Annotated in this window: 16 protein-coding genes and 1 tRNA gene; 7 read left to right on the top strand and 10 right to left on the bottom strand. The window is 62.1% G+C overall.

The window, feature by feature from the left end:
• Positions 1-214: 214 nt before the first annotated feature.
• From V6K60_RS09820 to V6K60_RS09845, 6 genes are all read right to left on the bottom strand, one after another.
• A complete protein-coding gene (locus V6K60_RS09820) occupies positions 215-1,609 on the bottom strand; it encodes a carboxypeptidase regulatory-like domain-containing protein (protein WP_332450342.1) in 1,395 nt (464 codons plus the stop codon).
• A gap of 40 nt (positions 1,610-1,649) precedes the next feature.
• Positions 1,650-3,173, bottom strand: a complete 1,524-nt coding sequence (locus V6K60_RS09825) for an AMP phosphorylase (RefSeq protein ID WP_332450343.1) — start codon at positions 3,171-3,173, stop codon at positions 1,650-1,652.
• Positions 3,174-3,516: 343 nt separating this feature from the next.
• Positions 3,517-3,858, bottom strand: coding sequence for a HepT-like ribonuclease domain-containing protein (locus V6K60_RS09830; RefSeq protein ID WP_332450344.1), 342 nt, complete (start codon positions 3,856-3,858; stop codon positions 3,517-3,519).
• Positions 3,855-4,145, bottom strand: a complete 291-nt coding sequence (locus tag V6K60_RS09835; RefSeq protein ID WP_332450345.1) for a nucleotidyltransferase family protein — start codon at positions 4,143-4,145, stop codon at positions 3,855-3,857. The genes V6K60_RS09830 and V6K60_RS09835 overlap by 4 nt, the downstream gene beginning before the upstream one ends.
• Positions 4,146-4,464: 319 nt before the next feature.
• On the bottom strand, positions 4,465-4,626 hold the full coding sequence (locus tag V6K60_RS09840) for a hypothetical protein (protein WP_332450346.1): 162 nt from the start codon (positions 4,624-4,626) through the stop codon (positions 4,465-4,467).
• Positions 4,627-4,749: 123 nt separating this feature from the next.
• Positions 4,750-7,092, bottom strand: coding sequence for an MEMAR_RS02690 family S-layer glycoprotein (locus V6K60_RS09845; protein ID WP_332450347.1), 2,343 nt, complete (start codon positions 7,090-7,092; stop codon positions 4,750-4,752).
• A gap of 495 nt (positions 7,093-7,587) precedes the next feature.
• Between V6K60_RS09845 and V6K60_RS09850 the strand changes: the two genes are divergently transcribed.
• The 7 genes from V6K60_RS09850 to hepT all read left to right on the top strand — a co-directional run bounded on the left by V6K60_RS09850 (position 7,588) and on the right by hepT (position 12,080).
• On the top strand, positions 7,588-8,319 hold the full coding sequence (locus tag V6K60_RS09850) for a thymidylate synthase (protein WP_332450348.1): 732 nt from the start codon (positions 7,588-7,590) through the stop codon (positions 8,317-8,319).
• 53 nt (positions 8,320-8,372) lie between these two features.
• A tRNA-Gln gene (locus V6K60_RS09855) sits at positions 8,373-8,445 on the top strand.
• Positions 8,446-8,486: 41 nt separating this feature from the next.
• Positions 8,487-9,350, top strand: a complete 864-nt coding sequence (locus V6K60_RS09860; protein WP_332450349.1) for a TIM barrel protein — start codon at positions 8,487-8,489, stop codon at positions 9,348-9,350.
• A 143-nt stretch (positions 9,351-9,493) separates the two neighbouring features.
• Positions 9,494-9,754 (top strand): type II toxin-antitoxin system HicB family antitoxin, encoded by a 261-nt coding sequence (locus V6K60_RS09865; protein ID WP_332450350.1) that lies wholly within the window; start codon positions 9,494-9,496, stop codon positions 9,752-9,754.
• A gap of 128 nt (positions 9,755-9,882) precedes the next feature.
• Entirely contained in the window at positions 9,883-11,145 is a 1,263-nt protein-coding gene (locus tag V6K60_RS09870) for an RNA-guided endonuclease InsQ/TnpB family protein (RefSeq protein ID WP_332450351.1), read from the top strand.
• A 150-nt stretch (positions 11,146-11,295) separates the two neighbouring features.
• Complete coding sequence (locus V6K60_RS09875; protein WP_332450352.1) at positions 11,296-11,649, top strand: nucleotidyltransferase domain-containing protein; 354 nt, start codon at positions 11,296-11,298, stop codon at positions 11,647-11,649.
• The gene (gene hepT, locus V6K60_RS09880; protein WP_332450353.1) at positions 11,646-12,080 is read left to right on the top strand and encodes a type VII toxin-antitoxin system HepT family RNase toxin; all 435 of its coding nucleotides are present in this window, start codon (positions 11,646-11,648) and stop codon (positions 12,078-12,080) included. The genes V6K60_RS09875 and hepT overlap by 4 nt, the downstream gene beginning before the upstream one ends.
• Positions 12,081-12,191: 111 nt before the next feature.
• On the opposite strand, the gene V6K60_RS09885 is transcribed toward hepT, so the two are convergent.
• From V6K60_RS09885 to V6K60_RS09900, 4 genes are read right to left on the bottom strand one after another with little or no spacing between them, the layout of a single operon-like run.
• Positions 12,192-12,926, bottom strand: coding sequence for a DUF1614 domain-containing protein (locus V6K60_RS09885; protein ID WP_332450354.1), 735 nt, complete (start codon positions 12,924-12,926; stop codon positions 12,192-12,194).
• A gap of 21 nt (positions 12,927-12,947) precedes the next feature.
• Positions 12,948-13,553: a fibrillarin-like rRNA/tRNA 2'-O-methyltransferase gene (locus V6K60_RS09890; protein WP_332450355.1), complete on the bottom strand. Its 606-nt coding sequence runs from the start codon at positions 13,551-13,553 to the stop codon at positions 12,948-12,950.
• Positions 13,550-14,410, bottom strand: a complete 861-nt coding sequence (locus V6K60_RS09895; RefSeq protein WP_332450356.1) for an RNA-processing protein — start codon at positions 14,408-14,410, stop codon at positions 13,550-13,552. The genes V6K60_RS09890 and V6K60_RS09895 overlap by 4 nt, the downstream gene beginning before the upstream one ends.
• A 38-nt stretch (positions 14,411-14,448) precedes the next feature.
• Positions 14,449-15,660 (bottom strand): tripartite tricarboxylate transporter permease, encoded by a 1,212-nt coding sequence (locus V6K60_RS09900; protein ID WP_332450357.1) that lies wholly within the window; start codon positions 15,658-15,660, stop codon positions 14,449-14,451.
• Between the last annotated feature and the right edge of the window lie 89 nt (positions 15,661-15,749).

The raw sequence follows: 15,749 nt of genomic DNA on the forward strand, positions 1-15,749 counted from the left end.
ATAGAACGCGGAACTAAAAAGCCTCCTTTCATCCATCGGACAATGATATTCACGCAAATTGAACAAACCTTCGGTGCAGGCGCCACAACAACGAAAAAAGATATTTTTCGGACCACAAAAACGAGAATATTCTTTTCTTGCAGGATTTATTTCGCCGTTGTACACAAAATCGTGCGGCCCCGCCCCCCGAGGAAAAAAAAGGAACCCGAAGGTCCTAGAGGCTGTCCCGGTCGCGTGGCCTGCCCCGGCTCTGCCCGGCCCGCCTGCGCCGCATCACCAGGATTGCACCAATGATAACCACGGCAACGACCCCGATGCCGGCCACGAGCAGCCAGACATTGAAGTTCTGCTCCATGACCAGCGGGACGGTGAACTCGGTCGCACCGAGCGGGATATCCGCCTCGACCGAGACGTTCTGGTAGCCGTCACGGGCGGCGGTCACGGCATACGCCCGGTTCGTAACGAGCGCCGTCTGGAAGCGCCCGAGGCTGTCGGTCACCCCGGCAACCTTATTGTCGATGACGATGACCGCGTCGGCCAGGGCTTTCCGGTCGGAGCCCTCCACCCGGACGGTCACGGTTGCCCGGTCGTATTTGAGTTCGGCGACGACATCGTCTCCCACTCCGGCAACCTGGCGCGTCGCACGCCAGTCCCCGTAGCCGGGGGCTCTCACCAGGATCTCATAGGTGCCTGCATGGAGCTCAGAGAGCGCGAACCGGCCATACGGGTTGGTTTTGCCCTTGAGCGTCCCGTTGAGGTAGACCTCCGCCCCCTCGACCGGCTTTGTCGCCTCGTTGAAGGCCGTTACCGAGAGGGGATATGCCGACTTTGAGAGAGAGACCTGAAGGAGCACGTTGTCCACCTCGAGGTCGCGGCTCTCCTGGAAGGGCTGGTAGTCGGCCGCTGTCACCCTGACGGAATACCGCTTTCCCCGATCCAGGTGGAACTGCAGCCTACCTTCGGCGTCAGTCACCCCGGCGCGCGCGCTATCGATGTACACCTCCGCGCCCGTGATGGGAGCAGAGGTCTCGGCGTCCCTGACCAGGATCCCCACGAGGTCTTTGCTGAAGAGCCAGTACTGAATTGGCCTGTCACCGCTCTCCATCTGCACGGTCTGCGAGAGGTCGTAGTAGCCCGACGCGCGAACCTCGACGTTGTACGACGTGCCCGCCCTCACCGAGAAGTCCACGCTCCCGTCTTTGCCGGTGACCTCCGAGTCGGAGTAGTCGCCACCCTCGACGCGCACAACGGCACCGATGACCGGTTGCAGGGTCACCGCATCGTAGAGTTCGAACGTGAGGGTCTCGTCCTCGCGGATCATGTCAACCCAGACACGGGTCGCGTCGTAATCGACGTAGTCCACCCAGTTCCGATACCCTGCCCGGACAACCTTCAGGTACAGGTCGTCATCCCCCGAATGGGCGTAGGAGTAGGTGCCGTCCGAGGAAGTCTTCCCCACGTAGGCGCCGTCGATGTACACGGAGGCACCGGAAACGGCATCGTCGGTCTCCTCGTCGGCCACGCTGATCTGCAGGGTGACCGCCTGCGCCGTGCAGCAGAGGAGGACGCAGGAGATGAGAAGGGTTATGATGAGACGATATTTAGCCATATTGAAGTGTACTGCGGCCCAAAAATTTGAGTGCTTCGGTTTACATCCAGCGCTCAGGCGGAATCCGCTCGAGGACCATCCCTTCCACGACCACCGGCATCAGCACCCGGCCGACCTCGATCGCGCGCTCAAGACGCCATTCCCGCTCGGCGTAGATGGTGAAGATGGGGTCGCCCTTCCTGACCCGGGTCCCCTTCTTTGCGTGGATGTAGAGCCCCGCGCCGTGGTCGTAGGGCGAGCCCGCGAGCCGGGCAAGCGTGACGAGCGCGCTGTTGTTCAGTTCAATGACGTACCCGTCCTGTGGCGCCCGCACCTCGAACCGGTACTCTCCCGGAACGATATCTTCGGCCTTCACCGTTGGGTCGCCGCCCTGAATCTCGATGATCTGCCGCATCTTCTCGAGCGCCTTGCCGCTCCGGAGGATATCTGAGGCCATCTGAGCTCCCTGGCCCTGTGCAGCCTTCCCGGCCATCTCGAAGAGGATCCCGGCGAGCGAGAGGCTCTTCTGGATGAGGGAGTTCGGTTCGGTCGCCCCCTCGAGGACAGCGAGCGCCTCGCGCACCTCAAGGTTCGGGCCGATGGTATGACCGACGAGCGATTCCCCGTAACTGAGCGCGCACTCGACCCGCATCCCGAGCCGTTCCCCGAGTTCGATGAACTCCCGGGCGAGTTTCCGCCCCTCCTGGGCGTCAGGGATCTTGGTGTTCCGGCCGACCGGGATATCGATGACCACGAGATCGGCGCCGACGGCGAACTTCTTGGCCATGACGCTCGCGATCATCTGACCCCGGGCGTCGATCCGGAGCGGGTACTCATAGGTGATGATCTTGTCATCAGCAGGAGCGATGTTCGTGGCCCCGCCCCAGACGATGGCGCCGCCGACCTTCTCGGTCATCTGCTGCACCTCGGTCGCCGAGAACGAGACGGGCGCGAGGACCTCCATGAGGTCCGCAGTCCCGCCGGCGCCGGTGATGGCGCGGGAACTGGTCTTCGGGATCAAAAGGCCGCTCGCGGCGACGATCGGCGCGATCAGGAGGGTGATCTTGTTCCCGGGCACGCCCCCGATGGAGTGTTTGTCGACGACGGGGTGCCGGGCGAAGCGGAGGTGATCCCCGGTCTCGACCATGGCTCTCGTCAGGTACTCCACCTCGTCCATGTCGAGGCCGTTGATGTAGGACGCGGTGACGTAGGCGGTGATCTCGCCCGGCGAGAGGGTGTCGCTGACGATGTCCCTGACGACATCCAGGGTATCGTCCTTGGTGAACCGGCCGCCGTCCATCTTCTTCTTGATGTGCGAGAGGGATGCCGGCCGCTCGGCACCCCTGACCTCAACGGGAGTGCCTTCGTCGACGGCAAGCGTGGCGTTCAGCGGCCGGTAGATGCCGATGAGGCCGGGCTCGATGAGCGAGCCGGTGGTATCGACGTGGGCCTGGGCAACCTTTCCCGTTGCTTCGTCAGTGACCTGGACACGGTCGCCGTCGCGGATGCGCATGCTTCGTGCGTCGGTGCTGTGGAGAAGGACTCCCTTGTTTGCTATGTCGAGCAATTTTACGGTCAGTTTCATACGCGTAACCTCATCCTACTTGAAATTGAGGCCTTGTACTACTTAAGAGCGGCTGATCGGGTTGACTTGCAGGGGTATCCGTTTCAAGCCCGCGATGGTCGATTGAGGAGACAATCATCACGCATTGTTCTATAGGGCTCTCTGCCCACAATCCCTCCTGTACGTCCAAGTGACCGAATCCGGGGCTGAGCTTCACCCATTCCCGTTTGAACCCTGCCTAATAAGCGTGAAGTTCTCGGACCCCCCGAGCGCAGTAGTTGACAACTCCCTTTCCCACATCAGATCTTCAACTATGAGACGGCGCCCGGGTGAGGCCATGAGTGAGAGGGCTCCGGCAGACTGCTCAGCGACCCTGCATTCCAGCCAGGATCTCCGTAATTGCCCGCTTGAACCCGGGGAGATCTTCTCCGGTGATAGCCCAAACGGCTTCTAGATCCACGCTCATGTACTGGTGGATCAGGACATCTCGGAGACCCGCAATCCGGCGCCACGGGATATCTGGATACTCCTCCTTCAAGAATATCGGGATCTGTTTCACAGCTTCGCCGATGATCTCAAAGTTCCGTATCACTGCATCCTGTGCCATCGGAGAATTCATGAACACTTCACGCCCTTCCCGGGTATAGTCCTCAATTCGTTCTATCGACTCGAGGATATGGATGAGGTAGAGGCGGTCGTCGTTCACAGCGGCACGGCCTCCCGGCAGACGCGGTCCCTGATATACCAGTGCAGCCCCTTCTCGGTCACCACGTCGACATCACGGCCAAGCAGGTCTTGCAAGTCCTGAGCGAGGGCAATATGGTCAAGGAGGCTCCTTCCTGGCTCGAACTCGACAAGGAGGTCGAGGTCGCTTGCCGGGGTCTCCTCGCCCCGGGCCACCGATCCGAAGACTCTGACCGTGCGGGCACCGTGTCGGGCTGCGATCTCAAGGATCTCGTCTCTTTTTTTGAGCAGTTCGGCATGCAGACTCATTCGATCCCTCTCCTGCATCGATCTTATGAAGCAGGAGATATAAGGGTTCGCCCAGGAAGGCAGGCGAGGTTGCGCTGATCCCCGGCAGCGAGATGCATATCTGTAGTGGGACTACCATTGAATGAGGGCTTGGTGTGGGCAGACTCCGGGGAATCAAAAGGTCACGAGGTGGTACGAGCCTTTGTGTGGGCAGGCAGCGTGATGCGGCAGGGAAAAAACGATCACGCCAATAGTAAAATGCCGTTCGGAGCGATTATCACGCATTATCTATATACTAGATCGATAGTTCTCCGGATGCCTTCGATATCAGCCAGGGGAGTCACATCTGGATACCCGCTCTGGAAAGGGCACCCTTGATGGCAGCAAGCTCCTTCTTGATCTCCGTAAATTCATCATCAAGGTATTTTCCGGCATCTTTCCGGAACCCAGCAATCTCATCTTTCGTCTCAATGCCGATCAGGGGATCCGGTTCTGCTCTCAAAGGCAACTCGAAGCACGACCGCCGATCCTCAGATAATCTCAGGACTCGCGATCCCGTCCCGTACCCGAAAAACCGCTCAGCGAAACAGAACAAAACAAAAAATTAGGGTTGGTTAGTTAGGGTTTAGTTCCGGCGCAGGACCAGGAAGGCAACCGCACCAAGGCCGGCGAGAGCAAGGATTGCTCCGAATCCGGGGGACTGGGTCGGGGTTGCTGCGGTGGTCGCAGTGCCGGTGGGGGTGGTCTCAGTGCCGGTCGGGGCCGTGGTCACGTTGCCCGTGGGCTGCGTGGTCGGGGCCGCTTCAACGACATTGAAGGTTCCGGTCGTGGTCGTGCCGGCTTCGATGGACTCGACCGTGACGATGTACTGGTCGGGTCTGAAGCTGGTTCCATCGACTTCGAAGGACCAGGTGTTCGCGGCCTCGCCTGCCTGGACGGTCACTGTGCCGGCATCGCTGGAGAAGCCGGTGGTCTGGCCGGTCTGGCCGGGCTGGAACGCCGCGGAGGTGACCTCAACGATCAGCTGTTCGCCAGCTGCGAGGTTGGTGGTGCCGGAGATCGTGAACGTGCTGCCCGCGGACTTGTCGCCAACGGGGTCGATCCGGATCCAGGCGTCCTCGAGGAAGAAGGTCAGCTTGGTGTAGGCGTCGTTGACGTACGGGGACTCAAGGGCGTCAATCAGGGCGTTTGCCGCTTCGGCTGCCTGGAGGCTCGTGAGTCTTGCTACGAAGACGTTCGTGGCGCCAGTATCGTCAGCGCGGTAGATGCTGTTGGCATCCTGCGCACCAGTTCCCTGTGCAACTTCGAAGTCCGTGCCCATCGGGTGCTGGACGACAACGAAGTACTGGCCGGCAACGAGGTTCTCGGTGCCAGTGATGTCGTGATCGAAGGTGCCATCGGACTCGACATTGACGGACTGGACAGCCAGCTGCCCGTTCGCGCCGCCATAGAAGTTCTTGCCGAAGATCCAGATGTTCACGTTGGACGGGTTGCCCTGTGCAGTTCCGGTGATCGTGACATCATCGCCCTTCGCAACGGTTGCGCTGCTCATGGTCGCGGTGATGAACCCGGGCCGGAGCTGGATGGTCTGGGTGTCGTATTCGACGTCACCGAGGTTTTCCTTGTCCCTGGGGGCAGAGACAGCGTAGATCGTGTAGCCGCCGGAATCGAGAGACCGGGTGATCGCGCTGGTGTCCCACTTGTAGGACCAGGTGTCGTCAGCCTCAACGTCCACATGGACGAAGTTGCCCGGGGTAGTATTGTCCACTACTGCATTCAGGTTGCCGACAAGCCCGACACCACGGGTGCCGAGGTTCGGACCGGTCATGAAGAGGTAGACATCGTTGCTGTCAGTGTTGGTTCCGGAGAGGGTAATCTCTTCACCGACGTAGTAGGTGCCGGTGCCGGAGGACGTGACAGTGACCGAGCCTGCTTCGACCTTCACCCGGACTTCGTCATACTTGCTTGCATCCAGGGGGTCGGCGACACGGAGGGTGTAGCTCGCTTCCCTGGTGTTCTGGTTGGTGTTGAGCTCAACGGACCGGGTGCCACCGGCGGTGGTCTTGACAGTCACGTTGTCCGCTGTGACGGGGGTCACGCCAACCTGACCAGTCCGGAACGTCGGGGCATTGTTGCCCGGGTTCGTGATGAACAGGTGGTAGTTCTTCTCGGACTCACCGGTGATGGTCACGGTGAACGCGTTGCCACGAACAACCGTGTCCTTGTTTGCCGTGATGCCGACTGCTCCAGAGGCAACCTCGAAGGTCACGGTGTTGGTGTTGTACTCCGTGCCGAGGCCAGCCGCAGTGGGCCAGACACCGCGAGCGGTGTACGTGCCGGCCGTGACGCCGGTCAGATCAATTGCCGGGGTCTCGCTCCACTGGCCGGTGAGGGGCAGTGCAAGGTTCACGCTGTTGTTACCGAAGGTCGTAACAGTACCGCCGCCGGGGGTGGTAAGCCGGACCTCGATGATGTTGTAAGCGGGGTCGAGGGGGTCGGCAAGACCTGCAAGGTTGTGGTCAATCCGGAACCGGATGTTGCTCGAGCGGGTTACGCTCTGGCCGTCAACGGATGTGGTGCCACTGGTCCCGAGCAGAACCCGGAGGTTTGTCGACGGGATCTGAACGAGAACGTTCCCAAGGGGAGCAACCGTGTTGTCACCATAGTTGGCACCGGTAGCGAAAGCATACCAGGTTCCAGTCGAGGATCCAACTGCAGTTGCACTCAGGTCGAAGTTCGTGGTGTCGGGTACACTGATGGGTGACCCCACAACAGTCCTGTCGCTAAGGCTGCTGAAGTAGACCAGGTTTCCGCTGGCCGCTCCACCGAAGACCGCACTTACGTCGAGGTCTTCTTCGCCTACATAGATGGTGTTGCCGGTTGTAACTGCTCTCGCCGCAGCCGGTGCAACGACCAGCGCAGCCACGAGCAGCATGGCGATAACCATCAATTTTGTCATACTCTTCATACTATACCTCCATTGTGATGACATGAGGGAGTGTGAACGCGAGGTACTCGACAGACGTCGAATACGGGTTCACCACGCTCTATACTCCGAATCACGGAATATGTCACAATATTTGTGGAACACTTATTATATCCTTTGTGGTCGACCGGGTGTCCGACGTCTCTGATAGGCACCACGATACGGGAAAACACCCCGAATACGCCAGGATCATGCTTCATTCCCGGATCACCCGGTTTCATTATTGTACGAGAATAAAAATGTTACCCCGGCAAAACCGGGGAGCGCCCGACCATATGGGCTCTTCATTCCTGCCTGTTCTCCCGCGCCGCACCCGTGCGCCCACACCACCCATGGCAGGCGCCGTCACAGGCGGGGGAGCACCCCGGGTGTCTCCCCCCTCCCACCCCGGCGACGGTGTCACAATGCCGGAGCATGTATATAGGAGACCACCCCTAGTGCGGAGACTTTTCTATCCCGGCCGGCCAACTACTCTCCATGCGGATCATTCGGGCCCCCACGCTCGCACGGGCACACGAACTGGCGGTCAGGACCGTCCTCGAGAAGGGATGGGTGCTGGAGACCGAGAACGACGAGGCGACGATCGAGTGCGAGGAACTCGCGCTCGAGGTGGAGTCGCCGGAGAGCGTTCCCATGGCGAGCCCCGCCTCCCGGTTCCAGAAGCGGTTCCTGGACGCCTACACCGAGAATCTCCTACACGGCTCCGATGCGAAGTTCGAGTACGACTACCACCGGCGGCTCTTCGACTGGGGGGAACAACTCCAGGTCGCGCCGGAGGGCGAAGACGTCCACGTCGACCAGATCGCCTACATCACCCGGAAACTCTCTGCCGCCGCGAACTCCCGGCGGGCCGTCGCGGTCACCTGGAACCCGGTCATCGACGAGAACCTCGACGACTGCCCCTGCCTGCAGCTTGTCCAGTGCCTCCTCCGGGACGGGAAGCTCCAGATGAAGGTCGTCTTCCGGAGCAACGACATCCTCTCTGCCGCCGGCTCGAACATGTACGCGCTCGTCCACCTCCAGAAGGCGATCGCGGACGAACTCGGCGTGCCCTGCGGGCGCTACACCCACATCGCGCTTGTTCCCCATGTCTACTTCCGGCGAGATCTAGACGATATCCCGGCGTTTTGCAGATCCGGCACCGAGATCCAGCCTGTTGCCGAGGTCTGCCGGGCCTGCGGAAAGTGCCCCCGCGCCGCAAAAGTGTGACCCTCCGGGCGTCAGGTTAATTAGGAACTACACACAACATTTTAGAGCCCAATAGCCCGGTAGTGTAGCGGTCAATCATGTGAGACTCTGGATCTCGCGACAGCAGTTCGAATCTGCTCCGGGCTACTCGAACCTTTTTCTCAGCACCATACACCAGAGGGCGATATATGGCTGATTACAACCTCGGCTGCACCGTGCAGCTCGACGAACTTCACACCTCCAGTGCTCAAGCCTCCAGGCCATCGGAAACGCTCGCCTTGCTCACCAAGCTCTACGACGAGGGCAATATCAGGCACATCCAGATCCAGGCCGTCCCGCTCCCCCAGCCCCTCTTCCAGGAGGCCCTCGACAGGGTCGTCGCAGCCGGCATCCCTTCGGTCGTCCACGCGCCCCACCACAGCCACGGCGTCAACCCCTGCGCCCCCACCGCCTACGACGATCGCCCGGCGGCGGAGATCAAGGAGCACATCGAGGTCGCCATGAGCCAGACCTTTGAAGCCGCCGACACCCTCGGCGCAGAGACGATCGTCCTCCACGCAGGGCGATACGAGCCGGGAGGGCGCTCCGCCGCCGTGGAAGAGTTCTCCCGCTTCCTGGACACCTACACCGACCCACGGCTCACCCTCGAGAACCTTCCTTCGGTCTACGCTGGCCACCCCCTCCTCGGGACCACCGCCGAAGAACTCGCCGCCCTTGCGGGCGGAACGATAACCCAGTTCTGCCTCGACTTCCCGCACCTCGCCTGCACCGTAAACCACCGCCCCCTCTCGTTTCTCGATGAACTCGGGCGATTCGAGAGGCTCAACGTGACCCTCCACCACCTCTCGAATCTGCGGCGAGGCTCAATCCATGACGAGCACCTCGAACTCGACCACCCCGACGGCGGCCTCGACCTCGCGGCGGTCTTCGCCCGGCTCCGGCGGCACCCCGCCGTCCCGGTGACGCTCGAGTACAAGCAGGATATCCCCGAGATCTACACCCGGCAGGCGCGGGTCTTTACCGGCCTCTGGGAAGACCATGCCGGGGAGTGAACCCAACCCCATGTCGCATGGGAAACGACGAACACGCCCCACATCCTGACATCAAGATGGAATAGCCCAACAGCAGCAGTCGTGATCCCGCTCGACCCGGGCGGGCAAAACCCTATATGCGTGGGAAATCCCATAGAAACACAATGATCCTTGAGTATATCAACGCGGCACTCGAACACGCCAACTACGAGATCATTGAGGACGACGAGCCGTATTACGGAGAGGTCCCGGAGCTTCCCGGGGTCTTTGCAACCGGCAGGACACTGGAAGAGTGCAGGAGGAATCTTGCCGGCGTCATCGACGAATGGTTGATCATACGGCTCCGCCGCGGCCTCCCGATACCCCCGGTCGCCGGCCGCACGGTGGGAGAGATCGTCAGGGTGGATACGGGTGCCGGAGCATAGGATCAGGATCGTGGGCCGAGGAGCCCCCCAACTCGAGTCAGGGGAGGAATCGGCCCTCTGTAGAGCCCAATCCACTTTCACCCCGCGCGGCTCTTCTTTATGCCGGCGAGCGACAACTGAGAAGGTGTATGCAATCGGTGACGAAGTTGCGGTTGGTTGCGTCTCCCGACGAGCGGCGGATGCTGTTCGCCACGATGGAGCGGTACAATGCCGCCTGCAACGCGGTTTCGTCGGTTGCCTTCTCTGTTCGCCAGTTCTCTAACATCGGCCTGCAGAAGCGGCTGTATTATCAGATCCGGGAGACCTTCGGGCTCTCGGCGCAGGTGGCCCAGCTTGCCATCCGCAAGGTTGCCGGGAGTTACCGAAGCACCAAAGCGGCGATCAAGGAGCAGAACAGGGTGCTTGCCGTTCTCGGCAAACCCCTGAAGTCTCTCACCGAGATCTCGTTCCGGGAGCACGGGGCCATCTGCTACGATGCCCGGGTGCTCTCCCTCGGCCGGAACCGGGTGAGCATCTGGACGCTGGAGGGTCGGATCAAACTCAGGTACAGCAAGCCCGATCACTTCCCGGCGGTCGAAGTTGTCAAGCAGACGGATCTCATCTATCGGGACGGAGCGTTCTGGCTCTACGCGACCGTGGAGACACCGGACATCGAGCCTGCCGACCCCTCTGAGTACCTCGGGGTCGATCTCGGGGTGGTGAAGATCGCCACCACAAGCGACGGAGTAACCTTCTCCAGCGACGCCACCGAGAAGGTGCGGCAGCGGTACGGCAGACACAAGGGGGTTCTCCAGAAGACCGGCACCAAATCTGCCAAACGGAGACTGCGGAAGATCTCCGGAAGAGAACGCCGGTTTAAGACCAACACCAACCACGTCATCAGCAAACGGATCGTTTGCGCGGCACAAGGCACGAAGCGGGGGATTGCTCTCGAAGACCTGAAGGGCATCCTCTTGCGGACCACGGTTACGAAGGGGCAGCGCGAGCGACACCACAAATGGGCGTTCCATCAACTCCGATCCTTCATCGAGTACAAGGCCCGCCGGGCCGGGATCGTAGTGCAGGTGATCGACGGGGCGTATACGAGTCAGCAGTGCAGTGCCTGCGGGTTCGTTCACCCTGACAACCGCCAGACCCAGGCAGCGTTCTGCTGCTGCGCCTGCGGGCATACCGAGAACGCCGACATCAACGCAGCGAAGAATATCGCTACCAGGGCCGCTGTCAACCGGCCTATTGCGGTCTGCTCCCCCGACGCAGGGGGAGAGGTGGAATCGCAAGCCTGTAAAGAGCATGGTGCCACTCATGGTATCATGCCCCCGACGCGAGGAGGGGTAGTTGACACCCATCTCATGGAATCAACTCGTGAAGAACCTCCAGGCCCCGGGATTTGAGGGGCCGTGCCAGAGAGGCAGACACCCATTCAAACAATCTCCTTCTCTGCCACGGGAAACGTTAATGAGAGAACGATCCCCATCTAGAACTACGGGCACGCCCCGGGGTGAGAGCACGTGAATCCTTCTGTCCAGCATGCGTTTGAGCGGATGAAAACCGTTGAGGGGTTCGAAAAGGTCCGCTTCATCATCCTCTATGGTTCTGTTGCCGAAGGGCGGGCAAGGGCAGGGTCTGATGTCGATCTCTGCATCTATTACGACGGAGATCATGAGGAGGCGTCCCGGTTCCGGTTTGCGGTACTCTCCGAACTCTGCGACGACCGCTACGACATCCAGATCTTCTCCCACCTGCCGCTCTATGTCAGGGTGGAAATCCTCCGGGGAGAGGTGATCTACTGTCCCGATGAGCGGTTCCTCTACGACGTCGCGTACCAGACGATCCAGGAGTTCGACGATTTCAAGCACCGGCTGTACGATTATATCGGCAAAGAGACGATGGCATGACGGGAAGGGTCCGGGATACGGCGATCCGCATCAAACTCCAGGAGATGACGGAAAGTACCGATATAGTCAAAGAGCACCTCCCCGGCTCAGCCGATTCGTTCGTGCGGCTCGGTATCGTGAAAGACGGGATCTACAAACGCGCCGAATACGCCATCGAGAACGTCTTCGACATATGTGCTATTCTGAACGCCGACCTCCACCTCGGTGTCCCCGGCACCGATGAGGATATCCTTGAGAACCTCGTGCAGCACGGGGTGCTCGCCCCGGCGATGCGGCAGAACCTGAAGGCGATGAAGGGGTTCCGGAACATTGTCGTGCACCGCTACGGGGCAATCGACGACGCTCTTGCCTTCTCCATACTGGAGGAGCATATCGATGACTTTTCTCTCTTCAGGCGGGAAATTGAACTCTTCTTGCAGTCGGCTGCGTGACGGGACCGCACCGCCTCCTTTCAGGTCCAACGCTACAGCAAATCGCGGCATGCCCGGGCACCGCAGAACCTGGGCGCCCATGAGCTGGTAATCACAACCGGCCGACGCCCCTCACGCCAACAGCGCCGCGATGATCCCGGTTAAGAAGATCCCATCAAACGTCCCCGCCCCGCCGATGCTCGCCATCGGCGCCCCCAGTTCTGCTATATGCTCGAGGTTCAAGAGGTCCGCCCCGATCAGGGTTCCGAACGTCCCGCTCACGTAGGCGATGATCACCGCCGCGCCCGGGACGTCTCCCGCAAAGAGCGAGAGGATGAGCGCCGCAAAGAGCGCCGCAAGCGGCGGAATGAAGAACGGCGTCGCGATCCCGAGGCCCGGCACCGGGCGGGCGACGAGTTTCGTCACGACCGTCACGACCCCGACCCCGAGGAGCGCGAGCCCGAGGAGCAGGTAGCCGCCGCTGAGGACGACCGAGTCGTAGAGCAGGTAGAGCGATAGAGCGACCGGTATCACGGCGCCGCCGACGTTGATCGCGAGGACCGTCCGCGGCACCTGTTGCGGGATGCGGTAGAACCGCCCGTACATGGCGACGTAACGGTCATAGATCGGCGTCGCCGGCCGGCCCTCGATCGTCCTGATGGGGATATTGACAAAACTCCCGATAAGGGTCAGGAAGAGGATGAGGAGCGCCTGCCACCAGGAGAACCCGAGCTTCGTGAACGTTGCCCCTATCGCTGTCAGGAAGATGACCGGGAAGACGATGATGGCGAGCCCGACAAGGATGAGCAGCCCGAAGAGGAGGAGGAGCGCCACGGGAGAGAAGGGATTGAAGACTACCCGGTCCATATGAAGGAGTTGCCCTTCCCACTAATATATACTGCGGGCACAGACGATGGCGGCATGGTCATGGTGGTATGGCTCGAGCCACCGGACGTCCACCACGTCGAGACGCTCTTCGAGCCCGGCCCGGGCCTCAGCGAGCACCTCGGCCGGGTCGCGCCGGACGTCCACGCTCCGGGTCTTGAGCATCAGGATGAGGTGACCGCCGGGTTTGAGGAATACGAGGTTCTGCTCCGCGATCTCGACCTGGTTGGGTTGTGCCACGTCCTGGTAGACCAGATCGACCGCCTCCATGAACGGGGCATACTCCTCCGGCCGGTTCGCGTCGGCCATGATCGGGACGATGTTCTTCCTCCGGCGGGCCACCTCGAGGAGGTCCTGCATCGGTCGGGGCGCAAACTCCACCGCGTAGACGGTCTCAACGTAGTCGGCGACGTGCGAGACCGTCGTCCCGTTCGCCGCACCGAGGTAGAGCACCCGCATCCCGGGGGTGAGGTTCAGCCCGCCGCCGAGGGTGTAGAGCGCCGCGAGCTTGCTCCGGTAGGGGTCCCAGACCCGGTAGCCGTCGAGTGTCCGCTCCCCGTAGACCCCGCCCTCGCCGGGCGAGACGAGCACGTTCCCGAGCCGGATCATGCCGTGACCCCCGCCTCGTCGATCCGTGCCTGGGCAGCGTTCAGGAACTCCGGCACCGCCTCTCCCCGGTAGTAATCGAGCCGGGCGGCGATGGCAAGTTTTGCCGCGAGCACCCGGGCCACCCTCCCCCGCACCTCGCGAGGGGCGTTATGGACCCGCCGGTGCTGGAAGATGATCCCGTGCTTCGGCGGCGGCGTCCCGCCCCGGAGGTGCGAGAAGAGCGCACGCTCGGAGCCGAGGACCTGGATGGTGCTCCCCGGCATCCTTGCGAGCGCGGAAAGCCCCCCGGCCCGGGAGAGGAGCCGGGCCGCGACCAGCCCCCCGATGAGGGCGCTCGTGTTCGGCAGCACCTCGTCGGCCCGGGCCGAGACCTCCCGCATCAGGCGGCTCCTCGTCACGGTGAGCCGCTCGATCTCACCGGAGACATCGAGAAGACCACCACGGGCCCCCCGCTGGATGAGGTTGAGCATCTTTCTGGCCGGAAGCGACCGGTACTTCCGGGAGAACGACGGGTTCGTGACCTGATACCACTCCGCGGCGCGTTCCTGGAGGAGGTTGATGACGTTGTCGAGTTCGTCGAGCATCCTGACCATCTGGAGGAGCTCGACGTCTCTTTCCCGGTATGAGCGGGCGATCTTCTCCCGGGCAAGGGTGGTGCAGACGGACCGGAGCAGGTCGACGTACTCCTCCCGCGTCCGGACAACGCCGCAGTCCCGGGCAACCTCCCAGTCGATGGGGACGTAGGACTCCATACCGGTGCGGATCGTGGCAGCCCGCCCGGCGAGCGCGGCCGGATCGGTGCCGGCGGCCCGGCACCCCTGCTCATCGACGTCTCCGAACCAGTAGCGCTGTAGCATGGTACGGTATTGGAACTCTGGCGATATAACCCGGGTGGTCAGGCGATGCCGAACGAGTAGACCATCACCGGGACCATGATCGCCCCCATGCAGTAGACCCGGCGGATGTTCACGAGAGTCGGCACATAGCCGACCGCCGTCGCGAGCAGGAGGACGAGCCCCCCGAACGGGCCGCAGAGGAAGAGGGAGAGGAGGGCGACGAATATGATGACGCCGTGGTTGATCTTCGTGACGTTGATGCCCGAAAACCACCAGGCCGCACGGGAGAGGAGGAGGGTCAGGAGGTAGGCGCCGACCGCGGCGATGGCGCCTGCAAGAAGGATGGCGGTTGCCGGCGGAACCTCCTCGAGCGCCCCGATAGCCGCCATCACCCCGCTCCGCGTCCGGGATATGGCATAGAAGGCCGCAAGCCCGAGGAAGGCGTTCACGGTGTTTGCGGCGCTGGTCGCAAGGATGTATTCGCGCGGGTTGGAGTCGTAGCCGATGACCGACGTCAGGAGGGCGTTTGCCGTGGCGCTCGAGAGGCCCGGAAGCCAGCCGACGAGAGCGCCCGCGGCGGAGCCGAGGAGGGAGCCCCGCCGGACCGCACCGGCCGAGAGGTCGATCCCCGTGAAACGCTGTTCGGGCATGACCCCGTGCGACGCCTTGAGGAGGACCGCGATCCCGAAGAGCCCGGAGAGGAGGGGCATCAGCACCCCGGACTCGCCGCCGGTCGGCCAGGCAAGGAAGGAGTAGCCGAGGGAGAAGAGGCCAAGGAGACCCGAGACTGAGAAGACGGCGAGCGCCCACCCCGGCGACTCGGAGACGACGATGAGGTAGCCGGCGACGGCGAGGATGACAAGCCCGATGCCCCAGTCGATCGCCGGTTGAAGTGCCGGAAGAGCCAGGACGAACGCGAGCGCAAGCGGGAGGGAGAGGGCGACGCCGGCGGCGCTCCCAAGGGCAGATATCCGGACGGCCTCCTCTCCCCGCCCTTCGAGACAGAGGGCGTGCGCGGGAAGGACCGCGAGGGATGTGTCGGCATCGGGGATGCCGAGGAACGTGCTCGGGACGTTGTCGATGAACGTATGCGTAACCAGGGTGGAGAACATCGCGGAGGCGAGGACCACCGGGTCGAACCAGACGAGGAGGAGCGCCTGGAGCGAGAGAAGGACGCCTGCCACGGTGTTGGCATGGATGCCGGGGACGAGACCGCTCACGACGCCGCAGCCGATGCCGATGACGGCCCCGAGCACGATACTTGCGAGCACGTTGATCTACGGTCGAAGCAGGCGGGGATAAACCAACCGAATCGTGCCCGGCAGGAGCGAGGAGGAAGCATCCCTACAGATACAGTCAT

This window comes from Methanoculleus sp. (assembly GCF_036677455.1).
In the GTDB taxonomy this organism is placed as follows: domain Archaea; phylum Halobacteriota; class Methanomicrobia; order Methanomicrobiales; family Methanoculleaceae; genus Methanoculleus.